The sequence below is a fragment of the Novipirellula herctigrandis genome (genome assembly GCA_007859835.1).
In the GTDB taxonomy this organism is placed as follows: domain Bacteria; phylum Planctomycetota; class Planctomycetia; order Pirellulales; family Pirellulaceae; genus Novipirellula_A; species Novipirellula_A herctigrandis.
The window spans coordinates 791401-815551 of record SJPJ01000002.1; the positions used below are offsets into that span (position 1 = coordinate 791401).

The following is a 24151-nucleotide window of genomic DNA, read 5'->3' on the forward strand; positions in this document are numbered from 1 at the left end:
GTATAAGGTATGAACAGAAGTACTTCACTAAGACGGGTGCCAGTATGGATTGGTGTGGTCGCCTTGATAGCCGTTGCTGTCGGCGCAGAGATGTCACGGGGAAACGACATCCGTACCAATACCTTGTGGTACGAGCGGCCGGCGAACCGATGGATGACCGAGGCCCTGCCTATCGGTAATGGGCCTATGGGAGCGATGCTGTTTGGCGGTACGGATATTGAGCGGATACAGTTTAACGAGATCAGTCTTTGGAGTGGACGTCGTATGGCCACCGAGCCATACGTTGAAAACGACGACATGGGAGGCCATCAGGCTTTCGGAGACATCTTCATTCACCTCGGACATGCCCCGGATAAAGTCAGCCACTACCGACGAGAGCTGAACATTGACCGTGCGGTTCACCGGGTGACCTATGAATACGAGGGAGTGCGCTACCAGCAGACCGCCTTTGCGAGTCATCCGGCCGGTGTGATTGTGATCGAGTTGACCGCCAACAAACCCGCCGCCTATTCGGGACGCGTCTGGCTGACGGACATGCACGAGGCTCAGATCAGCACCAGCTCCGACAACCACCGTTTGCGTTCGGAGGGCAAAATCGGCAATGGATTCGAGTATGAAGCTCAGCTGCATGTGCTCCACCATGGAGGTAAGTTGAAACGTGCCGTTCCTGAAAACCCATTGAGAATCCCCGTGTCGCCATTTGGGGTGAGCTTTGAAAAGTGCGACAGTGTAAGTCTGATCCTGAGCGCAGGCACAAACTTCAAACAGGATCACACAACCGAGTGGCTCGGTGAACATCCACACGCCGCGGTCACAAAGCGGGTTGATACTGCTGTCAAACGCGGTGTGGAAAGCTTGCTGGACGAGCACGTGGCCGATTTCCAAGCCCTCTTTGGCCGCGTCTCGCTCGATTTGGGCAGACCGAGTCCCGAGTTACTTGCTAAGAGTACCCGAGAACGTCTGACCGACTACACGCAAAACAATGTCGCGGATCCGCACCTCGAGGCGCTGTTCTGTCAGTTTGGTCGTTATTTGTTAATCAGCTGTTCGCGCCCCGGTTCCTTGCCGGCTAATCTGCAGGGTGTCTGGAACCACAGCAATCGCCCCGCCTGGGCTGGAGACTACCATTCAAACATCAACGTTGAAATGAACTATTGGCCGGCTGAGGCCGCCAACCTCGCCGAATGTCATGTGCCCTTCATTGATTACGTCGATAGCCTGCGCGAAGTGTATGCCAAAAAGACCCAGAAACATTATGGTGAGGTGCGTGGATGGACGCTACAGACCATGAACAACGCCTGCGGTGTTCAAAGTTGGAAGTGGAATCCGCCGGGAAGTGCCTGGTACGCCCAACACCTATGGGAGCATTATGCCTTTGGTCGTGACATCGACTACCTGCGCGAAACCGCCTATCCCATTCTCAAAGAAATCTGTCACTTCTGGGAGGACCATCTGAAGCGGCGTCCCGATGGTACTCTCGTTACACCAGACGGTTGGTCGCCCGAACAGTACAAGTATGAACCCGAAGAGGGCGTGACCTATGACCAGGAACTCGTTTACGATCTGTTCACCAACACCATCGAGGCTGCCGATGCCTTGGGTGAGGATGAGGAGTTCCGGGACCATATTGCGGCCATGCGGGAGGATCTCTTGAAACCGGCCATTGGAAGCTGGGGACAGTTGAAGGAATGGGAGATCGAACGGGACGATCCAGAAGACAAGCACCGCCATGTCTCACACTTGTTTGCCCTGTATCCCGGGCGGCAAATCAGCATGGCCCAAACGCCAGAACTGGCCGAGGCCTGCCGCGTTTCTTTGAATGCGCGGGGCGATGAGAGTACCGGCTGGAGTCGCGCCTGGAAAATCAATTTCTGGGCCAGGCTTGGCGATGGTGATCGTGCCCATCGATTATTACGGAGCCTGTTGAATCTGGTCACTGGGACAAAGACGATCTACGGCGATAGCGGCGGGGGAGTCTACTCGAACCTACTCTGCTCCCATCCTCCCTTCCAAATCGACGGCAATCTCGGCGCAACAGCCGGTTACTGCGAAATGCTTCTGCAGAGTCACGCGGGCCAGATTCAATTGCTTCCGGCACTGCCTGCTGCTTGGCCGACGGGTTCCGTTAAAGGGCTGTGTGCTCGCGGAGGATTCGAAGTGGAGATGACCTGGAAGGACAGTCGACTGACCTCGGCGGTGATCCATTCCAAGTCAGGTCAGCCCTGCCGGGTTACCTATAAAGATAAGACGTGGGAATCGGACACCAAGGCCGACGCAAGTTATCACTTGGATCAAAACTTGAACCGCCAGGGCGATGGGAATGTGACTCCAGAGTAACTGGATGTGCGTTAGCTGCCTGAAGGCTAAGCTGGAAACATGCAATCCGAAAAAAAGCGACATACGGACCAAACATCATGCCAAAAAGACCAAACCTCAATCGAGTTGTACCGATGCGCCTTGAATCAACTCTCGGCCTAAGCGCCTTGTATGCTGTGCTTCTACTCCTCCTGTCAACAACAGCAGCGAGTTCCGCGCCGCTTCAACCGTCAATCGCAGTGGACATCACGCGTCTGCACTGCGAATACCGCGAGCAGCCGCTGGGCATCGACCATCCGCAGCCGCGGTTGGGCTGGGAGATGGCATCGGATGTGCGCGGCGCGAAACAGACGGCTTACCGCGTGCTGGTGGCCTCGACCGCCGAAGCCCTGCAGGACAACAAGGGTGATTTGTGGGACAGTGGAAAGGTCGTATCCAGCCAAAGCGTGGGTGTTGTCTACGCGGGTGCGTCTCTGGCGTCCGGCCAGCGATGTTTCTGGAAAGTGATGGTTTGGGACAACGAAGACACGGCGTCCGAATGGTCGGCACCCGCTTGCTGGGAAATGGGCCTGCTGAAGGCATCCGACTGGCAGGCCGAGTGGATCGGCGACGGTAAACCGATACCGGAAAAAGATGAAGACTTTTTTGAGGACGATCCGGCGCCACTCTTCCGCAAACCTTTCAAACTCTCCGGTCCGGTCAAGAGTTCGCGTCTCTACATTTCCGCTTTGGGATACTACCGTGCATCGCTGAACGGCGAGGTGGTCGGCGATCATCAGCTCGATCCGCTCTGGACTCTGCCGCACAAACGTGTGTTCTATTCCGTCTACGATGTGACGGAGCAACTCTCGCCCGAAGCAAACTGTCTGGGCGTCGAGCTCGGCAACGGCTGGTACAACCCCTTGCCACTGCGTCTGTGGGGCCGCCGAAACCTGCGTGAACACCTGCCCGTCGGCCGCCCGCAGTTTATCGCGCGTCTGATGATCGAATATGCCGATGGCTCGAAAGAAACGATCGTCAGCGACGCCTCTTGGAAGTTCACCCAAGGCCCGATCCTGCGCAACAACATCTATCTGGGTGAAAAGGTTGATGCCCGTAAGGACATTCCCGGCTGGAACGAGCCTGGGCTGGACGACAGCGGTTGGTCGGCGGTGAAAACCGGTGCCGCTCCGGATGGCGCGCTGACGGCGCAACCGAGCGCGGCAATCAAGGTCACGAAGAAGCTTCGTCCCGTCGCTATTACGGAACCGGCCGACGGCGTCTACATCGTCGATATGGGTCAAAACTTCGGCGGTTGGGCGAGCTTTGATTTCAACGTACCCGCCGGAACGCAGATTAAGATGCGCTACGGCGAGCTGCTCAACGAAGACGGTACACTCAACCCGATGACCAGCGTCTGCGGACAGATCAAGAACCGGGCGGGCAAACCCCAGGTTCCTGGCGCGCCGCCCATCGCCTGGCAGGAAGACAACTACATTGCCCGCGGCGGGGACGACACCTATACCCCGAAATTTACCTTCCACGCCTTCCGCTATATCGAACTGACGGGGTTGCCCAGCCGCCCGTCGCTGGATTCCATCGAAGGCCTTCGCATGAACTCCGACGTGGAACCGGTCGGCACATTTGTCTGTTCCAACGATTTGCTCAGCCGCATCCAAGAAATGTGCCAATGGACGTTCTTGAGCAATCTGTTTGGCGTGCAGTCCGATTGTCCGCACCGCGAACGCTTCGGCTATGGCGGCGACCTGGTCACCACGTCGGACGCCTTCATGCTCAACTACGACATGTCGGGTTTCTATCCCAAGGCCACGCGTGACTGGGCCGACAGCGCCCTGCCCGACGGCATGCTGACCGATACCGCGCCATCGGTGGGCATCCAGTATTGCGGCGTCGGCTGGGCGATGGCGCACCCGCATCTGCAGACACAGCTGTACCGCTACTACGGTGACCGCCGCATCATTGAAGAGCAGTATGCCGTCAGCAAACGCTGGTTCGAACTGGTCCGCTCCCAAGCCCCGGATCACATCATCCGTGGCGGTCTACACGATCACGAAACGCTGCAGCGCGAAAAGACGCCGCCCATGGTGACACCGCTCTATTGCGAATCCGCCCGCATGCTCTCGAAGATGGCCTCCGTTCTCGGCAAGGCGGATGAGGCCAAGGAATATGCCCGGCTCGCCGAAGACATCAAAGCGTCCTACCTCGGCAACCTGTTCGATGTGGAAACGGGCGTCGCCGGTTCGGGGTTCCAGAACTCGCAATCCTTTGCCCTCTATCTGGACATGCTGCCGGAAGGCGACCGAGCCAAGGCGCTGTCGCATTTACTGAAAGACATTGAAAAACACAATGGTCACCTTTCGACTGGTATCTTCGGCACCCGCTTTATGCTCGATGTCCTGAGCCGCGAAGGCGAGGTTGAAACGGTCAACGCGATGGTCAACAAACGCGACTTCCCCGGCTGGGGACACATGCTTGAAAACGACGCCACCACGCTGTGGGAACACTGGGAGTTCAGCGACAACACCTTCAGTCACAACCATCCGATGTTCGGCTCCGTCAGCCAATGGTTCTTCAATTGGCTCGGTGGCATCGAGCCCGCCGCGGACGCGGTTGGCTTTGACCACATCGAACTGCATCCCCGCTTCGTCGAAGGACTCGATTGGGTGAAGTGTTCGCATCGGTCGATCCACGGCCCTGTGGTCTGCGACTGGAAACGCGTCGGCGACACCGTACAACTGACACTGCGCGTGCCGGTCGGCAGCACCGCAGAGCTGCATCTTCCGGCGGCAACATCCATCACCGAAAACGACCATCCCGCCGCCGAGTCGACCGGTGTGAATCAACTTCCCGCCAAAGGTCGCGTGAAACTGCAGTTGGAGTCCGGATCCTATAGCTTCGAAGTGCAACTCTGACGCGGACCAGAGGCGTCAGCCTCGCAGTTGGCGATCTGCTATTTTTGCAGGCCTTCGTCGCGCATTTCGCGCCAGAGTGAAGTCATTTCCTGTTTCATGGAGCTGACGATTTCAGGATTTTTGCTTGCGATGTCGTTGCTCTGCGCGGGATCGACCGACACATCATATAACTCTACCCGGTCGGGATCGGATGTCGCCAGCCATTGGTCGAGCGAAACGCCTTCTGCGCGTTTTGGCAGCCAGGCGACCAGCGTGTAGTTGTCTTTGCGCATCGAGATATGCGGCATGCGAAACCACGTGTCGCCGTGGTGCGGAAAAAACCAGATGGCGGAATCGTTGCGTCGCACCTTCTCATCCAGAAATGCATTAAAGGCATCGACGCCGTCCACGTTCCGGTTGGCGGGCACCTTGGCGCCGACTAGCCCGCAGACCGTGGGAAGGATATCGGTTCCGTTGAAGAGCACATCGCTTTCGGTTCCTGCGGGAATGACTCCCGGCAAACGGGCAAGTCCGGGCACGCGGTGACCGCCTTCGTATGGATAACGCTTCATGCCGCGCAGCACTCCGGGCGTGCCGAAACACTTATCGCGAATCGGATCTTCCCACTGGCCCTGCGACTCCTCGAACGTAACCGGGGTTTCCGGCCCGTTGTCGCTGGTGAACAGCACCAGAGTGTTCTGTTTGAGCCCCTCTTCCTCGAGCGTCTTCATCAAACGCCCGAAGGCATCGTCGAGCTGGTTCACCGTTCCGTAATAATCCTTCTTATGGGCGGAGATATCCCTTTTCGGCCGAGCGACCCGACCGTATTCATTTTGCTTTTCCAACTGCTCGACCCTGGGATTGCCGTATTTGGCGCTGTATTCCGCGGGCGGATCGATCGGGGTGTGCGGCTCGTGCGAGCACACATACATGAAGAACGGCTTCTCTTTGTTGCGTTTGGTCGCCAGCCAGTCGCGCGCGTCGTCAACGATCACGTCGCAATACCAACCATCGACCTCACCCACGGGCTCGCCGTTCTTGAGAAACGCCATGGGGCCGTGCGGGCCGCCCAGCTTGTCGAACGCATTGAGAGTGGTGCCCATCCAGTAGTCGAAACCTTGCTCGCTTGGGCCGGGATGGACATAACCGGTTCGCTCCAGCGTGGAAAGATGCCACTTGCCCCAGAAGGCGGTTTCGTAGCCTTCGTCCTTCAGCACCTCGGCAAGGGTGATCTCCTCGTCTTTCAGGTAAGTGTTTCTGCTGTGGATGTAGAAGAAGCCACTGCGGTAGGGATTGCGCCCCGTCAACAGCGCGGCGCGCGACGGCGAACAAACCGTTCCCCCGGAATGACAGTCGGTCATGCGCACGCCTTCGGAAGCAAGTTTGTCGAGGTGGGGCGTTTGAATGATCTTGTTGCCGTAGCAAGCGAGGTCACCGTAGCCGAGGTCGTCGGCAAGAAAGACGATCACGTTGGGCGGCGCATTCTCGTTGCCGTATCCGGGGATGGCGACACCCGCGAGGATCAACAGTGCCAAAACTTTGTTCATGATTCTCCTACAATCCAAAGGGGTGTCTCTTGCCGTGGGGGGCGACGGGGATGACGCTCGGTTTGGGACGGGCTTTGCCGCGGGGCCAGAACATGACCCAATCACCGGGCGACGTTTGAATGGAGTAGATGCCTTCGCCGTCATTCTTTACCTTGGCACCATTGGCGGCGGCCCATTGGGCGTTGGCCAACTGCGGTTCGACCTGGACCGATCCTCCGGCCTCGGCCTGAACGAGCACCCATTGCGTTTTGCCTTGCTCGCGGCGGGCGCTGACCAGAAAGGCTCCCTCCCCGCGCAGTTGATGGATCTGGGCGTCGGGCCACTCGGACGGCATGGCGGGAAAGACGCGTAGGCGCCCGCCCCAGCTTTGCAGCAGCATTTCCTGCATTGCAGTAGCGCCGTGCAGCGGTGTCTCCATCACTGGTAGCCCAATCTCAGAATAGAAGGTGTTCGCTTGCAAGTAGGACTTGAGTCCGTTGAGGAATCCAAACGCCCGTTCGCCATCGCCAAGCAACGCAGCCACGCACGCCCCACCCGTGAAGGAATAGCCCATCGCCCGTCCGAAACTGTGCCAGTGGGTCAGACTACGATCGATCAGTTCGCGGTCCGCAGGAGCTTCGGGGGTGAGGGTGAGCAGCGGGTAGATCGCCATCAGATGCGACCAGTGGCGGTGCCTGCCGGTCAGCTTGACGCCGCGGCCAATCATGCGACCGCTTTTCCCATCAAGGTGAACTGGAACAAGCTTGGCCTGGATCTCTTTCCAAACGGGGATCAACGGCTCGTCCTTTTCAAACAGGCCCTTCTCCGAAGCCAACTCTAATAGCCGTCCGACGCCCCATCCCAGGAGGTCGATATCGTAGGTGCAATCGGTCGCACGACGGTATTCCGGGCTGTACGTTTCCGGCAGACTCAATTGGCCGTCCTTGTTTTCCACAAGAAAGTGGCGGTAATAGTTCACGGCGCGCGTCAGTAGCGGATAAAGCACATCGTCGCGCAATTCGGCGTCCCGCCAATAACGGTATTCCAAATCGATGTTGTGGACGCCCCAAAGCAGGTTTCCGACTTCGCGTCCTAAGTTGGCGTCCATTGGTTCGCGGCCACCAGGCTGCCCCACTGAGCCCAAGAGGTCCCAGCCCGAAGTCGAGCGACCAATGGCATAAGAATCAGCGCGATAGGGTTCGGCCACGTTCCGGGCAAGGTTGTCGCGATTGATATCGAGCCGATGGCTCATCGCTGACACCATGCCGCGGCGGTTGGCCACGTACCCGCCACTGTGGGAGAGCTGAACATTCAGGTTCCACCATAACGCGGCCCACGCGGTGGGCTGGAGCCACGGCCCCTGGTTGTCGATGATCCACCCCTTGTCACGGGTTGCGCAGGCGAGCTTGTATTGCTGGATCCAATAGAAGGAATCCCAGTAGCGATCGCCGACGGAGACAAAACTGTGCGGATAGTAGTTGTGCCACCAGTCGCGATGCGTCTGCACCCAGGCGACCTGGTCGGCCGAGGCCGCGGCGCGCACGGCCTCGACGGCTTGAACCACCGCATTCTTGTCCGGGAAGCTATGCTTTACGCTCAGCCAGAGCATGGTCTTCCCTCCCACGCTTTTTTCCACCCATGCGACGGCGGTCTGTCCGCCCGCATAGAGGTTCTGCACGGCGGTCCGCACGCCATCGTCAAGCGTTGTACGCACAGGTGATGGATTAGCTGGAACCCGCATTTCATCGCGTGGAACGCGCAGCGTTCCGGCACGCACCGCTCTGGGGTTGCGCGGCTCCTCGGCGACATAAACGAACTTCGTCTCCTCGAGACTCCCTTTGGCGACCAGTTCAAAACGCATGACGGGCTCAGTGGCATGCACCAATGCCGACCACTCGACCGTGCCGCCTTTGGCAGAAAGCGTGCCCGTCGCTTCGGCATCCCACAACGACAACCGCGACTCGAATCCGGTTACGTCCGCGGGCAACTCCAGCCGTAGATGACCGATGAAGTGCCGTCCTCGGTTGAGTACGGCAGCGCCTTTCTCGGCGAGGTCGTCCTCCTCGATTGGGCGATGGTCGTGCGCCGCCGAGCAGCCGACATCCCATCGCAGCGTTCGGTCATCCAGTTTATACAGCAGCGTGCCCTGCTCCCCATTGCCCAGAAAGGGGCCTTCATACCACTGGGAGGGAAGCTTCTTCCAGCACATGTCCTGCTCGGCCAAGAAAGCAGGCCAATCCACCGCATCAACCTCAGGCTGCGCCGCTGCCGCCGCGTTCCACCAAAGCATGGCTGCGCACAGACCAATCGTTTTCCATTTCATACTCAACACAGCCGTTCTCATGAATCTTTAGCAACGAGTCATCTACGCTCCCCAAGACGAAGCGGTTTATTGCTCCCCAATTGCTCTTTGTGAATCCCACTTTGACCACCGTGTCATATTCAGTCAGGGGCTTGGCGGGCAGCGTGATTTTCAGGTCAGCACCCTCTTGAACATAGTCCGCTTTATCACCGTTTACCAGATACACGGTTGAGGCCGCGACGGCGTATTCCGATCGCACCGACGCGAATTCGGTCCGAAGGACTCGCGATTCCGCAAGCAATCGCTAACACGGCTAACATGGAGACTGCGGTGACCGCGGCACTCGATCAAGCTGTTACGTTTCGCTCGCCACCGCCAGGCTTGATTGTCCACAGCGATCACGGGTCACAGTACGCCAGTGGTGCGTTTCGAGAAAGACTCGATCGTCACAAATTGAAGCAGAGCATGAGTCGTCGTGGCAACTGCTATGATAATGCCCCCATGGAATCGTTCTTCAAGAGCTACAAGACAGAAGAAGTTCTAGACAAAATCTACGAGACTCACGAAGAGGCAACCCGTTGCGTCTCGAAATATATCGAGTCTTTTTACAATCCAATCCGCTTGCATTCATCGCTGGACTACCGCAGTCCAATCGACTTTGAACAAGCAATGCCAACGCAAATCAACGTCGGTGAATTCTGATCCTCAGGACTCACCATTTAGCTTCCCGTTAAGATCGTTCCATTGTCAACTTTTCGTGAGCAATTCCAGCTAGACGAAGCGTGCGTCCATCGAAGGGTAAGATTGCGCCGTATACCGATGGAATCAGACGAATGAGACGCTCGTCTGTCGTGTATCATAGCGTTGCGGGGAGTGACCGGCCTTGCTCTTCCAACTAGGCTCCAATTTTCCTTTGGCTGCGAACATGCGCTCCGTATCATCGTCGTTTTTTGACCCGCGATCGCTCTTCGCTTGGCTGCTTGTCTTGCTCTCTGCTGTGTTCGCCTTAGCGGATGACCGAGACTCGAATCGCGAATATCACTTTCGACATCTTGGCATCGAGGATGGCCTCTCGCACCCCGCTGTTCATTGCATCCTTCAAGACCTTGAGGGATTCCTCTGGTTCGGAACCTCCGATGGATTGAGTCGATACGACGGGTTCGAGATTCTTGCCTTTCGACCTTCGAGACGGGCTGACAGCGAAGTGGTCTTCCCGGTGAAGAGTCTGTCGCAGGATTCGTCCGGCCTGATTTGGATTGCTGCGGGGGGACAGGGTCTCTATCGCTTCGATCCTCACAGCCGTAAGTTCCATCACGTCGCACTGGAAGTGCCTGGTAGCGAGCTGCATCCAGCGCGGCTCCATCTTTTGGAAGTTTCTTCGATAGACGACGTGACCTGGGTTGGAACAAAGAACTCGGGTCTCTTGCGGTACGACGCAGCGAAGAGTGAAACCAAGCACTACACGCTCGTGCCGGGCGAGAAAGTTCAAGTCGAATCGATCGTTGCCTCAGCAAAGCACTCGGGCAGACTCTGGCTGGGCACACGTACCCACGGTCTGCTGTTGTTCGATCCGGATCTTGGCACCTGGGAATCTCATTCGAGGATGCGCGAAGCAACTCCCGGCCTTGCAAGACTCGGACCCGCCGTCATCGACGTGATCGAAGCCGACGCGTTTGCGGAATCTCAGCCTCCCGCGGTTGCTTTGTCCGACTTTAAAATCTCGGGCGAGCACGCTCTCCGGCGAGGCAGCATCACGGTCACGCACGAACAGAATCGCATGCTTGCTTTCGAATTCACCGCGTTTGACTATTCCGCTCCGGAAGCAAACCGATACACGTGGATTCTTGATGGATTTGACAAAGATTGGCATCCTGTGTCTCCGACCCGGCAAGCGGTCTACACGTCTCTTCCCGCTGGTGATTTCACGCTTCGCATCAAGGCCGCGAATAGCGACGGCGTTTGGAACGAGGCGGGGCTCTCAATCGGTTTGACGATACTGCCGCCGTGGTGGGCGACGTGGTGGTTTCGCAGCGGTGGGGCTATCGCGATATTGGGTCTGACCGGTGGAACCGTTCGTTGGCGGAACCGGCGCATTCGAGAGCAAAACGAAATCCTTGCCGTCGGTGAACAACGCTATCAAAATTTGTTGGCCAACACATCCGAATTGCTCTGGTGCATCGAATTCGACGAACCCGTTTCATTGGATCTTGCCGAGATGGAGCAGGTCGAACGACTCTTTAATGCCCGCGTGGTCGAATGCAATGAGGCGTTTGCCAGATCGTATGGGGCAACAACGCAAGAAGCGCTGAATTGGCATGTTGAGGACTTTATTCCACGCTCACTTTCCACGTCCGTCCCATTCCTGCTCGAAGCCGTGCGGTCACGTTTTCGAATGGAAGACCTTGAAACCATCGAGCAGTCAACCGAAGGAAAGACGAAGGTATTCATCAACAGCTTCATGGGCACGATCGAAGACGGCAGAGTTTTGAGAGTCTGGGGAATGTGCCGGGATGTTACCGAGACTCGCGAAATCGAAAAGCAAATCCGTTTAAGGCAGGCGGCGATCGAAAGTACCCACGACGGTTTCGTCATTGCTGACGCGACCGAACCGGGTTTTCCGTTGGTGTTTGTGAACGAGCGTTTCCAGCAGTTCACCGGATATTCAGAGGATGAGATTCTGGGCAGAAATTGCCGGTTCCTTCAGGGGGCCGATACCGACCCAAATACGATCGAAGCGATACGAACGGCGTTAAATGAGGAAGAACGGTTTCAGGGCGAACTACTGAATTACCGAAAAGACGGGACGCCGTTCTGGAGCTTCCTGCGAATCTCTCCTGTCCACGACCGCTCGGGAAAGCTCACCCACTTTGTCGGCATGTCGACCGATATCACCGAGCGGGTGCGCACGGAAGAACTCAGTCAGCAACAACGTGATCAGCTGGAACATGTTTCTCGGGCGGCGACGCTGGTTGAAATTGGTGCTGCGCTCGCTCACGAATTAAATCAACCACTGGCAGCGATTCTTCGTAACGCCCAAGCCGCCCAGCGGTTTCTAGACACAGAAACTCCCAACCACGACGAACTCCGCGAAATCCTTGCCGACATAATCAAAGACGACCGGCGGGCCGGAGATGTTCTCAAACGCATTCGCCAACAACTCAGCAAGGATGCCAGCGAACGGACGAGTGTCAATCTAAACGAAGTTGTCAAGGACGCGTTGGCACTCTTAAGCCATGAACTAATCATCAAACATACCGAGATCAAATTGGATTTGTCAGAGGAGCTGCCGCCCGTTCTTGCCGACCCAATACAGATACAACAGGTCATGCTAAATCTCGTTCTCAATGCCGAGGACGCGATGGAGAGCACGCCACCGGGACAATCCAAGATTACTGTTTCAACCACTGTGCAGGGAGATTTTGTGCAGGTATCTGTCAGTGATGCGGGACATGGAATTCCCCCCGATCAACTCGAATCGATCTTCGAGCCGTTTCATACCACCAAGAACAGTGGAATGGGGGTCGGTCTTTCCATAAATCGGACGATTGTCGATTCGCATGATGGTAAGATGTGGGCCGAAAACGTCGCAGCAGGAGGCGCGAGAATGATCTTTTCTCTTCCAATACTCACCCATGCCCATGATTAAAGAGACCCAGAATAAAGCCGCCACGATTTTCATCGTTGACGATGATGACGGCGCGCGGAAAGGTGTGCAGAGATTATTGGATTCGTACGGTTATCGAACCGAAACGTTCTCCTCTGCAAAGGCCTTTCTCGATCGCTCACCAATTGACGCCGAGGGCTGCTTGGTCCTGGATCATCACATGCCGGAAATGACGGGGATGGAATTACTGGATGAACTCACCGGCATTGACTGCAAGATCCCCATCGTCTTCCTCACCGCACACGGTGATATTCCGACCAGCGTCAAGGCGATCAAGCGTGGAGCGGAGGATTTCTTGTCCAAGTTGGCCGAGGAGAAGGAGTTGATTGATGCGATCGAACGATCTCTGCAGCGGTCGCGTAAAACTCGGGATGAAAGCGATCGAAAACGGTGCATTCAGCAACGTGCCGATAGTCTCACCGCACGTGAGCGAGAAGTTTGCAGCTATGTCGTTGCCGGTTGGACCAATGGGCAGATTGGCAAACAGTTGGGCATCTCCGAGCGGACGGTGAAAGCGCATCGCCGTGCCGTCATGGAAAAATTCGAAGTCAGTTCCCTGGCCGAGCTGGTTCGGCAAACGATGGTTGTCGGAATGCAATTACCGGAATGAGCTTCGCTTTTGGGACGCCAGCCGTAATTGCTCCGATAATTCTTTAGCTGCTTGGTCCAACGCTGTGACGCATGACGCGTTGACGAAACCGACGTATGGTGCCGTGCTTGCACGCACCAGAGAGCGTTTTGGTGCATGCAAGCACGGCACTCTACAATTTGAAAAGTGTCTCATTAGTATGCATCACCGCGTTGCGTTTAGGCGCTAGTCGCTTGTTGATTTTGGTTCGTTCTACTGGCGCGGAATGACGCGAGCAAGAATCAACAGCCTGCTAGCCTTGGTTCTCGTGGACAACGCTATGCACGAGGCTCGCGCCCCGTAGCCAATACATTTCTTTTCCAGACCTGCACCAAAGGACAATTGGCCACCGCGGATCTCTTGCCTAAAGTTGCCCTTTGTGAATGATCCGGAACGAGGGGAGTTGATTAGCAAGAATGAATCGCAAGGGTGGTAGGATCGCGTTTGTTCACCAAGACGCTTCAGGCGGGACCTCATTGGTTCGCATTGCCCGGGCTGCGAAATTGCAGGCCGAACTGTATGCATCCATCGAGGCGTTTCTGGCTGCTGACGATCGCGCCGACGTCGAGTGTGCTGTTTTGCACGAAACGCAACCGGATGACATCGCATTCCAAGCGTTGCGAGAAAGCAAAGGGGCGTACGGCAAATTGCTTCCCGTCATCCTGCTCGCTGGCAAGGACGACGCGGAGTCTCGACAACGTGCACGAGACCTGGGGGCCGCAGGTTTTTTTCGAGAACCGGCCGACGGCGAAGCGCTTTTAGATGCAATTCGCTGGCTACTCTGCGATTCAAAAACACCTGAGGATCCCGAGTCCAAGTCGCTGAATCGTAACCATGACTAAATAACCGCATCACAATACCGAGCAAGAATCGCCCTGTGGAAACAATTCTGTTTTGGGGCAAACAAAGAACCTTTTACCAATTCCCAAGTATTTCCAATCGGAGAAGATAGATGAGCAAATTTGTTGTAACCGTTTTTGACAATGAAAAAGCTGCTTACGAAGGCTCGAAAGCAATGCTGCAACTCGATGGCGAAGGCAGCATCGCGTTGTACGCCGGTGCCATCATCACCAAGGGTGCAGATGGAACTGTTGAGATCAAAGACGCCGTCGACGAAGGCCCGATTGGCACTGCCACCGGCATGTTGCTTGGCACTCTGATTGGTGCTCTTGGCGGTGCAGGTGCCGTTGCCGCCGGTGCCGCTGCGGGTGCAGTTGGAGCGGGCGCTGCTGTTGGATTGGCCGGTGGCACTTTAACGGGCTGGTATAGCGACTTGTACAACGTGGGAGTTGACGGCGAATTTCTTAGCGATGTTGGTGCACTGATGCTGCCGGGCACCTCCGCGGTCGTTGCCGAAGTCACCGAAGGTTGGACCACTCCACTGGACAGCCGTATGGAAAAGTTGGGCGGAGTTGTCTTCCGTCGTTACCGTATCGATGTTGAGGACAACCAAATCGCTCGCGACATCGAAGCGACCAACCGCGAACTCGATGAGCTCGATGCCGAGTGGGATCAAGCTGTTGGCGAAGCAAAAAATAAGCTTCAAGCCAAACGCGACGCTGCAAAGGCCAAATTGGCGGCTCTCAAGGACAAAGTTGACAACAAAGTCGCATCGCTCAAAGAAGAATCTGACGCAAAACTTCAGAAGCTTAGCGACCAAATCGGCGCTGCCAAGGATGATGTCAAAGCCAAGTTTGAAACGCAAAAAGAACAGATGAAGGCTGACTATGACGAGCGAATCGGCAACCTCAAAGAAGCAGGGAAAAATCTCGAAAAAGCACTCACTTGAGTGCGTGATTTGAATGGAACGGTGGGTACACGACCTGCGTGCCCACCCGTGGTGATACTAGCCACTTTGGATCTAGCCTCGGTTGTCATCGGAAATAGTGAGAACTGGGGCTTTTTCGAGAGTGGCAAAAAAACTATTCTCACACATATCTACGACCACTCTTTCAAAGCCAGCAACATGACCAAAACTAAATTTCTTGCGATGATCGCCGTCGCAATGCTCGTCTCCTGTGTGTCGACTCCGTCGTTCGCGGAAAGCCAACCGAACATTCTCGTCATTTGGGGAGACGACATCGGCCAGTCCAACATCAGTGCCTACACGCGAGGCATGATGGGGTATCGCACTCCAAATATCGACCGCATCGCGCACGAGGGCATGATCTTTACAGACTACTACGGCGAACAATCCTGCACCGCGGGTCGCGCGTCGTTCATGCTGGGCCAAAGTGTGTACCGTAGCGGACTCTCAAAAGTCGGTTTGCCTGGTGCCAAAGAGGGAATCAATACGCTCGATCCAACGATTGCTGTTTTGTTGAAGGATCAGGGATATGCAACGGGGCAATTCGGCAAGAACCATTTTGGAGATCGTGACGAGCATTTACCGACCAATCACGGTTTCGACGAATTCCTTGGCAACCTTTACCACCTGAACGCTGAAGAAGAGCCCGAGGTCGAAGACTACCCCAAGGATCCCGAGTTCAGAAAGAAGTTCGGCCCCCGCGGTGTCATCAAGTCATTTGCCGATGGCGAGATCGAGGACACAGGTCCGTTAACGAAGAAGCGAATGGAAACGGTCGACGACGAAACGGTTGCCGCAGCGGTTGACTTCATTCAACGATCTCACAAAAGCGGAAAGCCTTGGTTCTGCTGGTGGAATGGCACGCGAATGCATTTCCGCACCCATGTCGCTGAAAAGATGCGTGACAAGGCCAACAAAATGTACGGAAACCTGGACGAATATCAGGCAGGAATGGTCGAGCACGACATTCACATCGGCGTCTTCCTAAAATTGCTGGACGATCTCGGAATCGCCGATAACACGATCGTGCACTACTCGACCGACAACGGACCGCATTACAACACTTGGCCGGACGCCGCCGCGACTCCGTTCCAAGGTGAGAAGAATTCGAACTGGGAAGGTGGTTGGCGAGTGCCGTGTGCCATGCGTTGGCCCGGCGTGATTAAGGCTGGTTCGGAATCCAACGGTGTTGTACATCACATGGACATGATGCCGACCTTTTTAGCCGCCGCCGGTAAAAAGGACCTCAAGACAGACTTGCTCGACGGATACACGTCCAACGCTCTTGGTCGCCAATACCAAATTCATCTTGATGGTTACGACATCACGGAACACTTGAAAGACCCGCAGGGAACGGACAGCCCGCGAAAAGAAGTATTCTACTTTTCAGACACAGGCGATTTGACGGCACTTCGCTATGAGGACTGGAAAATCGTCTTCCTGCAACAGAAAACGATGGGGACTCTCCGCGTCTGGATGGATCCTTGGGTCGAACTTCGCACTCCCATGATCTTCAACTTGCGTCGCGACCCCTATGAGCGTGCGTTATTTACATCGAACACGTACTACGACTGGATGATCGACCGCGCATTCATGCTGGTTCCGGCCCAGCAATATGTTGGAAAGTTCCTTGAGACCTTTAAGGAATATCCACCTCGTATGGAACCTGGAAGTTTCTCGCTTTCCAAAGTGATGGAGAAAATGAAGGACTCCGGCGGTTCAAAGTAGCTGCACCTCGGTATTGCCAAACAAAAAGCGGGCTTCTGCCATTGGCCTTGGCCCGCTTTGTTGTTGGATGCTTGAAGTTTCAGCTACACTGAACTTGCATCGTTACTTCGGAAATGGACGCGACAGAGCCAAATTTCGGAGAATAAAACGCCAAGTATGGTGATGACACCAAAGCGAATATTTTAGAGCATATCGAAAAAATCCGTGAATCTTGCAATGCCCAAATCAATTACCTGGAGCGGTCATAGAACGAGAGCGTTAGCGACGTCGCAGGTGGCGTAATTTAGCAAGACACGATGGTTTATTGTCGGGTTTGGTAGTGGACGAGGCGACGGGCTGACGCGTCAGAATTCGTTGCCTCGTCCACTACGATAGTAATTGATCGTGCGCTGCTAACCGGGTCGGATTCAGCGAAATGTTATCTATCCTCCTTTGTTTAAAAAAGATCAAGTGAACCGAATGAACATGTTCTCCAAGAATCGAATTCTCGCCATTCATTTCGTTTGGGTAACCGTCTTCGTATCAAGTTTAAATGTTGCAACAATCGGTTTCACCCAAGAGCCGGATTCTTTGCCGTCGTGGAATGATGGGCCGACCAAGGCTGCGATTGTCGATTTTGTGAAACGCGTGACCACCGAGGGTGGCCCCGACTACGTCAAGCCTGCCGAGCGAATTGCAACGTTTGACAACGACGGATGTCTCTGGTCCGAAAAGCCCTTCTACTTCCAGTTGGCGTTCGCGATCGACCGAATCAAGACGCTTGCCAAGGATCACCCCGAGTGGAAGTCGGAACAGCCCTTTCAAGCAGTACTCGAAGACGATTTGGAAACGGTCGCCAAGTCAGGGATGGAAGGATTAATGAAGTTGGTCATGGAATCGCATGCCGGCATGACAACCTCTGAATTCGAGGTGATCGCCAGGGACTGGCTTAACACGGCCAGGCATCCACGATTTGACAAACGTTATCACGAGCTTGTTTTCCAACCCATGCTCGAGTTGCTGGCGTATCTCCGAGCCAAAGAATTTAAAACGTTTATTACGACCGGCGGTGGAATCGAATTCGTTCGTGTGTTCGCAGAAGATGTCTACGGAATCCCGCCTGAGCAGGTAGTCGGCAGCAGTATCAAAACAAAGTTTGAACTTCGCGAAGGCAAACCCGTTCTCGTCCGCCTAGCCGAAATTGATTTTATCGATGACAAGGCAGGCAAACCGGTCGGAATCAACAGCCACATTGGCCGTCGCCCCATTGCCTCGTTTGGCAATTCCGATGGCGACCATCAAATGTTGCAATGGACAGCAGCAGGAGATGGTGCTCGATTTTGCCTGCTGGTTCATCACACCGACGCCGATCGAGAGTGGGCTTACGATCGCGATTCGCATGTCGGTCGGCTCGACAAGGCACTGGTGGACGCCCAACTGCGAGGTTGGACGGTCGTGGATATGAAACATGACTGGCAAGTGATCTATCCATTCCAAAGCCAGTAAAAGAGTCTCGTACGACTCGCCGATTTGTGAGCCCGTCCGTAAAGAAACGTAGTAACGTTCCGGAGTTGCTCACAAGATGAAAAACGTGGTATCGGATCCAGCGACTCGAACAACTCTCGTGCTGATGACGCACCGATTTTTGAGGGAAATTGCGTTGCGTTGTCGCTATCGCAGCAATCGGCTCACGTGGCGGATAGCTTGCCCATCATCATGCGGTGCGCACTCGCATCAGTGTTGTGACGCAGCGTTACCCGATTCGGAAAGTCGATCATCAAAATGATGCAGGAACTCATCTTCCCGCACTCGGCGGGGCGAGTTAACGTTCCGGCAGTGCTGCCCACAGATGCCCCGGAAGTACACAGGATTTCATCTTGCGATTACAGATCGGTTCGCTATCAAGATTGCTTTGCAGCTTTTCTTCAGCTTTCGGGAAAGAAAATCGCTGTCATCGTCGAACTTGATTTTGCTCGCTTTGGCAAGATGCACGCCTATGTTTAGCGGCACTACCTAGAGGGTGGTTTTTCGACTCTCAAAGTCCAACGGTTCCTCGTTGCTGCGGACACTTCTCCGTCAGCATCAAAGGGTTTAGCGATCGCCACCCTGGTAGACATCCGAAGTTTAGAAGCGTCACACTGTCTTATCGGCGTTTGAACCGCTAACAGAACATCACGCTTTGTAACCTGTCGAATTGCTTGCGTTCTGCCTACTGCCAAATCATTGGCATCTTGTCATTCGGCCGCAAAAAGGATGGTGGATGGGCAAATCTCTCGGCTGGGTCACCGCGACCCACACGCTTCGCTGTCACGCACACTATCACGTAAGCGGAACAGGCCATTTGTATCAAGGACCGTTAAGAGTTTCCTTTGCCATGACGATGAATATTCCCTGGTTGTTTGTCGCTATGTGGAACGCAATGCACTGAGTGGGACATTGGTCAGAGCCGCAGAGGACTGGGAATATGGCTCCCTTGATCGCTGGCATCACAAACGAGATCGCAATCCACGACTGCTCAGGTCATGGCTGATTCCCCGTCCACGGGGTTGGACGATCCGGCCACGAACACTGACAGCGTCGCCGTCACCGTAAGCTATAATGACGCGCTGCTTTTCTCAAAACGCTGGCACTACATTGAAAAATGGCAGCAACGGCCCCGGCGAGTTGTTGGCCAGAGTAATTTACGACCGCCACAATGACCCGAATGAGGAAACAAACCTGATCGAATCCTAAGACTGTTAAGTCAAAACGGCGATCGAATCCTTTCGCAAACACGCTCCACAAAAGTCTGCGGAGAGTGTCGAAATGAAACACAAACGCGGGCTCGAGGAAACTCGACGATACGGTCAGGGAAACTCGGAAGCACTTGCGCTAAAATGAAGTTTGTTCACAACAGGCTTCGGCGAACACCGCTTCCATCGATGTTCGTAGTGACGTCTCCAGCCGGATTTTCGGAACGATTCTGCCTAAAGGCGGTACTGCAAGCAATTTAACAGAACACCAAACACAGTGACCTCCAGCAAATTTTTGCCACTCATCTTTCAGGACACCAAAGAATTATGTTTTCCAAAACGCTGCTAGTTCTGATTCTTTCTCTTTCGCTATCTGGCATTGCCTTCGCCGAGCAACCCAACGTCCTGCTGATCATGGTCGATGACATGAACGACTATACCGGCTACCTGGGCGGTCATCCGCAAGCGATCACGCCCAGCCTGGACGCACTGGCCGGAAGTGGCGTCCGCTTTGTCAATGCTCATTGCAACGCGCAAATCTGTGCGCCGTCGCGGGCAAGCATGCTGACGGGCATTTATCCGCATCGATCGAGGAACTATTGGTTTGACGATTGGTATAAAAACGACACGCTGAAAAACGGCAAGTCCCTGGCCCGGTTCATGAAGGATAGTGGATACGTGGCCTATGGCACCGGGAAATTGATGCACCACGAACAGACCGACGACTGGACCGAATTCGGGATACCTCAGGATCCAGGACCTTTCCCGTCCAATGGGAAGAAGAAAGTCGGCCATCCGTCTATCCCACAACCCTTTCGCGACATTGGTGCCATCGATGGTGTCTATGCATCGCTGGCCGATGTTCCCAATGTTCGTCCCTCAAGAAACTTCCCTGGTTACAAGGGTTGGACGACTCGAATGGGAAAGCCGTTTCGCTACGAGAGCGACGATGACCGAGATCTGATGAGTGACGAGTTGCAGGCGAATTGGACCGTCGATCGTTTGAAGCAACTGGAAAACCGTGAGGAATCAGTTCCGTTTTTCCTGGCGGTTGGTTTTTCACGTCCACACACGCCGCTGGTCGCGCCGCAAAAGTACTTTGACATGTACCCACTGGATTCTCTGAAATTGGCGGCGATCAAGGAAAACGACCGGGAAGATTGTCATTTCGCTTCGGTGTTTCCAAAATGGGATCCAAAGTGGACGAATCACTATCAGAAACTGGTTGATTCTTACTCCACAGCTGAGGAAGGATTGCTGAGGCATCTGCAAGCGTATCTCGCCTGCATCACATTCGTAGACGATCAAGTCGGAACGGTTGTGGACGCACTGGACAACAGCAAGTTTAAGGACAACACCATCGTCATCCTGGTCAGCGACCACGGCTACCATCAGGGCGAGAAGCAGTATCTGTACAAGAACTCGTTGTGGGAAGAAAGCACTCGCGTGCCGATGATCATTCGTGTTCCCCAGTTGGTAAACAATGGCGGAAAAGCGGTGGATCATCCTGTGTCTTTGATTGACATCTATCCAACGATTGCCGACCTTTGTGGTCTTGGCAAAAGTGATAACAGAATCAACGAAGATGGTGCGTCGTTTGATGGACACAGCCTGAAACCATTTCTGGTCGATCCCGAAAACGACCAGTGGAATGGCCCCGATGTCGCGCTTTCGGTCGTCATGACGCCGGGACCGGATTCGGATAGAGGGCTGGAGCCGTCATTTCACAGCTACTCCGTCAGGTCCAAAGACTATCGCTACACGCACTACGTCAGCGGCAAGGAAGAACTATACGACCACACGAATGATCCGCATGAGTGGACGAACCTCGCTGACAATCCCGAGTTTGCGGACATCAAGACCAGCTTGAAAGCACAAATGGAAGCTCTTACAGGTGATCTCGACGAAACATCATTTAAGCCCGTGCGAATGGAATGACAGGAAAAATCTAAGGGGAAGGGAAAAATCTAAGGGGAAGGGGGTGAATGGCACGGGCGTAAGCTTAAGCTGCGGTGGCGTAACGATTTCGGTTCGGATTGCGTGGGCATTGCATCAACTTGTAGTTCTTCGCTCGACGCTTCAATTCTCTTTTTTCTTGGCGGCCAGGACGGTTGCCGACGGTCAACTCGGAAATGACTTCAAGCAGGTTGTCCCACTGCTGATTCCTTCGTGACGCCCCCAGCCTCAGCGATGCGGCGTACTCCTCCAATGCCTGCATCGCGCCGGTAAAACTCAGGCGTGTTGGGCACACATTGAACCTCAACGCTGACGCCAGCATCGCACTACGAACAAGGTTGTAGCCGATCATGTGGCAATGAATTTCCTTGCGAACCATTTGCGGGCTCTTGCACCGCAAGTGATCCATCTGCATCTGGGTCTTGAGGCTGCGGATATGCAACTCAACGGTCCACCTCCGGTAGTACAGGTGCGCCAGTTCTTCGGCTTGATAAGTCTCCGCGTCAATCAACGTGGTCGCCAGTATGATCTCACGCGTTCGGAAACCTTTCTGTTCGACTCGATACTTGATGTGACGAACGAAGATTGAGTTTGGATACGCTTCATATTCTTCTTGGCTCATCCAAGTCGGACGCTGAGGCCTTTGATAAAGAACGAGCTGGTCGAGGTAACCCTGTTTCAGTCCGCGTCGGGAAAGAAAAGGGGAAGGGGGGCATTTTTCGCACATTTTTCGCATTGCCCCGGTTAAGGGCATGGTAGATGTAGCCTGCTTCATCGGCACGTTTGATTCTTGGCATACCATCAGTTGGCTAAAGAAAGATTGATCGTATTCGCTAGAGAATATCAAACCAAGTCCCGAAAAACGACCCCCTTCCCCTTTTCCTCTTTAGAGGCGACCTTCCGTGGTTTCGTCGTGAAACAATTAGCACACGGAGGGTCGTTTTTTTTGACTCCCAAGTCAAGCGAGATAACTCGCGGCACAGTCACAACTTACGAAATCAGGAAGCCACGAAGTGGCGCTGTCCAGCTAGTCTGACCCCGGCGAAGCCTCTTGCCCCCAAAGAGACTTCTCTCTTGATTTTTCCAAGTCTCGTTCTGAAAAAGCGCTTATTACCTGGGCCGTAGCAATGATGTGTGCTCTTTTCTCAAGATTACGCGACCACCGCACGAGTTCGTTAGGATGGAATTTGTTAACTCCAACCTCTGCGAATACTACTAGACTCTTCGTGTCGAATGGAGCCGACGAAATTACAGCGATCGCAGTCTCGATATCACCCAATTGCATCAACCCCGCCACAATTGCCTCCTCGCTACCATGCTTTTGTACGACGTGCATACTTGAAAACTCACCATCAAAAACCGCGAGCGATCTTAAGGACTTCTCGTCTCTATTCCGTGTGTATAGATACGCCAGCACGGGGCGCACTGAGCGCCAAAGCCGATGGTTGTTTTTTCCAATCTGATTTATCGCCTCTATCGATTCTTGAACTCTTTTCTCGTCATTCATTTTACCCGCTCCGAGGCCCCATCCTACCCAAACGGCGATCTTTTCAAAGTCGGTCATGCATTTATCAATAGCTCGATCCAGACCCTGCCGGTCGTCAATGCGTGGCGGTCTGATGCCTGTCGAAGCGAACACAGCGTTGATGGCCCTGCGCCAAGTTATGGAGGGCAAATCGTTCAAAGCGGGGTTTCGTTTTTTGCTTAAGCTGATCGCGTCACGCACGGCTTGATTCTGCGGAAGGCCTGATTTTACAAAGGCTGCGATTGCAATTTCTATATCTCCGTTGAGTGCTGCTTGACGAGCCAGCATGTACATGGCGTCGTCCTTCGCATTTGGTAAGCGTTCTAAGCAACTCTCCACAATCGCATCAGCTGTAGCATACTTACGCAAGTTTGATGCAAGACGTATCGCGTCAATCCATGGCGATAACTCTCGTTCCATTTTTGGAATCCACTGAATTCCTCCCTGGCGTTGAATCGATCGATAAATGCACATTGACTGTAGAGTTTGCAATGTGGAGTTTGGGGCTACTGACATGATTTGTGTAGCCGCCTGCAAATCGCCGATTGAGGCGAATGCATCAACGATTGCGATTGATTCAGCCATCGTTAACTCACGATCCACGATACAGGTCCGCAACTCAGTGACTGGGTCTATTGTTTCGACACCGTATGAGTTAGGCGGTTTAGTTGCGAGCGACAAAAATATGACGCACATTAATCTGAAAACAATCATTGGATTCGCCACGATTCTGCACCCTAAAATTCCGGCGCGCCAATGGGAGGAGGGCTATTGCCTGGTGGCAATGAGCACACAGCGCGGAGCTTGATACAGTTGTCAGGACATTTTCCTTTTGGTCTTGGCTTAATTCTACCTTTACTCTGATAGCAACAACCTGATTTGAATCGAGCCTTGTTGCAATTGTCTTGAAGAATGCCAGCAAGCTTTATCATCGCGGCCTTAACTTCCATCTGCACAAATGCTGATTGCTCGTCGAGAGTCTCCTCAAGGCAATCGGTAAAGGAAATAAAAGGGGAAGGGAAATAAAAGGGGAAGGGGGTCAATTTTCGCACTTTCCCATTTTTCGCATTGCCCCGGTTAAGGGCATGATAGATGCA

General features: G+C 54.4%; 17 protein-coding genes and 1 pseudogene. 12 read left to right on the top strand and 6 right to left on the bottom strand.

The genetic code is table 11. The features are described from left to right. The first annotated feature begins 36 nt into the window (after positions 1 to 36). Both CA13_RS33850 and CA13_RS33855 read left to right on the top strand, forming a co-directional pair. Positions 37 to 2337 carry a glycoside hydrolase family 95 protein gene (locus tag CA13_RS33850; protein ID WP_419195305.1) on the top strand — a complete coding sequence of 767 codons (2301 nt, stop codon included), beginning with the start codon at positions 37 to 39 and terminating at the stop codon, positions 2335 to 2337. Positions 2338 to 2555: 218 nt separating this feature from the next. Further along, the gene (locus tag CA13_RS33855) at positions 2556 to 5228 is read left to right on the top strand and encodes a family 78 glycoside hydrolase catalytic domain (RefSeq protein ID WP_419195306.1); all 2673 of its coding nucleotides are present in this window, start codon (positions 2556 to 2558) and stop codon (positions 5226 to 5228) included. A 38-nt stretch (positions 5229 to 5266) separates the two neighbouring features. Here CA13_RS33855 and CA13_RS33860 read toward each other — a convergent pair whose 3' ends face one another. Genes CA13_RS33860 through CA13_RS36025 form a run of 3 tightly spaced genes read right to left on the bottom strand, consistent with a single transcriptional unit; the run spans position 5267 to position 9294 of the window. After that, entirely contained in the window at positions 5267 to 6754 is a 1488-nt protein-coding gene (locus tag CA13_RS33860) for a sulfatase family protein (protein ID WP_146404539.1), read from the bottom strand. 7 nt (positions 6755 to 6761) lie between these two features. Further along, the gene (locus CA13_RS33865; RefSeq protein WP_419195307.1) at positions 6762 to 9056 is read right to left on the bottom strand and encodes a glycosyl hydrolase family 95 catalytic domain-containing protein; all 2295 of its coding nucleotides are present in this window, start codon (positions 9054 to 9056) and stop codon (positions 6762 to 6764) included. Continuing rightward, positions 8986 to 9294: a hypothetical protein gene (locus CA13_RS36025; RefSeq protein ID WP_419195308.1), complete on the bottom strand. Its 309-nt coding sequence runs from the start codon at positions 9292 to 9294 to the stop codon at positions 8986 to 8988. The genes CA13_RS33865 and CA13_RS36025 overlap by 71 nt, the downstream gene beginning before the upstream one ends. A gap of 71 nt (positions 9295 to 9365) precedes the next feature. Between CA13_RS36025 and CA13_RS33870 the strand changes: the two are divergent. From CA13_RS33870 to CA13_RS33915, 10 genes and pseudogenes are all read left to right on the top strand, one after another. Further along, a pseudogene (locus tag CA13_RS33870) lies at positions 9366 to 9737 on the top strand (DDE-type integrase/transposase/recombinase); the annotation flags it as partial. 223 nt (positions 9738 to 9960) lie between these two features. Beyond that, complete coding sequence (locus tag CA13_RS33875; RefSeq protein ID WP_146404542.1) at positions 9961 to 12681, top strand: PAS domain-containing protein; 2721 nt, start codon at positions 9961 to 9963, stop codon at positions 12679 to 12681. Then, positions 12668 to 13309 (top strand): response regulator transcription factor, encoded by a 642-nt coding sequence (locus tag CA13_RS33880; protein ID WP_146404544.1) that lies wholly within the window; start codon positions 12668 to 12670, stop codon positions 13307 to 13309. Before CA13_RS33875 ends, CA13_RS33880 begins: the two co-directional genes overlap by 14 nt. Before the next feature lie 434 nt (positions 13310 to 13743). Next, complete coding sequence (locus CA13_RS33885) at positions 13744 to 14169, top strand: response regulator transcription factor (RefSeq protein ID WP_146404546.1); 426 nt, start codon at positions 13744 to 13746, stop codon at positions 14167 to 14169. 110 nt (positions 14170 to 14279) lie between these two features. Continuing rightward, positions 14280 to 15116 (top strand): DUF1269 domain-containing protein, encoded by an 837-nt coding sequence (locus CA13_RS36030; RefSeq protein WP_419195309.1) that lies wholly within the window; start codon positions 14280 to 14282, stop codon positions 15114 to 15116. Between the two features lie 177 nt (positions 15117 to 15293). Next, positions 15294 to 16862, top strand: a complete 1569-nt coding sequence (locus CA13_RS33900) for an arylsulfatase (RefSeq protein ID WP_146404552.1) — start codon at positions 15294 to 15296, stop codon at positions 16860 to 16862. 459 nt (positions 16863 to 17321) lie between these two features. Further along, positions 17322 to 18347 carry an HAD family hydrolase gene (locus CA13_RS33905; protein WP_419195310.1) on the top strand — a complete coding sequence of 342 codons (1026 nt, stop codon included), beginning with the start codon at positions 17322 to 17324 and terminating at the stop codon, positions 18345 to 18347. Between the two features lie 276 nt (positions 18348 to 18623). Next, complete coding sequence (locus CA13_RS33910; protein ID WP_146404554.1) at positions 18624 to 18845, top strand: hypothetical protein; 222 nt, start codon at positions 18624 to 18626, stop codon at positions 18843 to 18845. A 256-nt stretch (positions 18846 to 19101) separates the two neighbouring features. After that, positions 19102 to 19269: a hypothetical protein gene (locus CA13_RS36035; protein WP_419195311.1), complete on the top strand. Its 168-nt coding sequence runs from the start codon at positions 19102 to 19104 to the stop codon at positions 19267 to 19269. Between the two features lie 631 nt (positions 19270 to 19900). Further along, positions 19901 to 21511: a sulfatase gene (locus tag CA13_RS33915; RefSeq protein ID WP_146404556.1), complete on the top strand. Its 1611-nt coding sequence runs from the start codon at positions 19901 to 19903 to the stop codon at positions 21509 to 21511. Positions 21512 to 21575: 64 nt separating this feature from the next. Here the strand turns inward: CA13_RS33915 and CA13_RS33920 are convergent, their stop codons facing one another. From CA13_RS33920 to CA13_RS36040, 3 genes are all read right to left on the bottom strand, one after another. Beyond that, on the bottom strand, positions 21576 to 22151 hold the full coding sequence (locus CA13_RS33920; RefSeq protein ID WP_419195312.1) for a transposase: 576 nt from the start codon (positions 22149 to 22151) through the stop codon (positions 21576 to 21578). A 405-nt stretch (positions 22152 to 22556) separates the two neighbouring features. Next, complete coding sequence (locus CA13_RS33925; RefSeq protein WP_146404558.1) at positions 22557 to 23639, bottom strand: hypothetical protein; 1083 nt, start codon at positions 23637 to 23639, stop codon at positions 22557 to 22559. Positions 23640 to 23791: 152 nt separating this feature from the next. After that, on the bottom strand, positions 23792 to 24151 hold a 360-nt coding region (locus CA13_RS36040; RefSeq protein WP_419195313.1), incomplete at its 5' end, for a hypothetical protein.

Excerpts from the sequence above, each read along its gene's own strand:
- CA13_RS33860 (WP_146404539.1), bottom strand. The coding sequence starts at position 6,754 with ATGAACAAAGTTTTGGCACTGTTGATCCTCGCGGGTGTCGCCATCCCC.
- CA13_RS33905 (WP_419195310.1), top strand. The coding sequence starts at position 17,322 with ATGAACATGTTCTCCAAGAATCGAATTCTCGCCATTCATTTCGTTTGG.
- CA13_RS36035 (WP_419195311.1), top strand. The coding sequence starts at position 19,102 with ATGGGCAAATCTCTCGGCTGGGTCACCGCGACCCACACGCTTCGCTGT.
- CA13_RS33925 (WP_146404558.1), bottom strand. The coding sequence starts at position 23,639 with ATGGCTGAATCAATCGCAATCGTTGATGCATTCGCCTCAATCGGCGAT.
- CA13_RS33875 (WP_146404542.1), top strand. The coding sequence starts at position 9,961 with ATGCGCTCCGTATCATCGTCGTTTTTTGACCCGCGATCGCTCTTCGCT.
- CA13_RS33865 (WP_419195307.1), bottom strand. The coding sequence starts at position 9,056 with ATGAAATGGAAAACGATTGGTCTGTGCGCAGCCATGCTTTGGTGGAAC.
- CA13_RS33910 (WP_146404554.1), top strand. The coding sequence starts at position 18,624 with ATGATGCAGGAACTCATCTTCCCGCACTCGGCGGGGCGAGTTAACGTT.
- CA13_RS36030 (WP_419195309.1), top strand. The coding sequence starts at position 14,280 with ATGAGCAAATTTGTTGTAACCGTTTTTGACAATGAAAAAGCTGCTTAC.
- CA13_RS33920 (WP_419195312.1), bottom strand. The coding sequence starts at position 22,151 with ATGAGCCAAGAAGAATATGAAGCGTATCCAAACTCAATCTTCGTTCGT.
- CA13_RS33880 (WP_146404544.1), top strand. The coding sequence starts at position 12,668 with ATGCCCATGATTAAAGAGACCCAGAATAAAGCCGCCACGATTTTCATC.
- CA13_RS33900 (WP_146404552.1), top strand. The coding sequence starts at position 15,294 with ATGACCAAAACTAAATTTCTTGCGATGATCGCCGTCGCAATGCTCGTC.
- CA13_RS33885 (WP_146404546.1), top strand. The coding sequence starts at position 13,744 with ATGAATCGCAAGGGTGGTAGGATCGCGTTTGTTCACCAAGACGCTTCA.
- CA13_RS33915 (WP_146404556.1), top strand. The coding sequence starts at position 19,901 with ATGTTTTCCAAAACGCTGCTAGTTCTGATTCTTTCTCTTTCGCTATCT.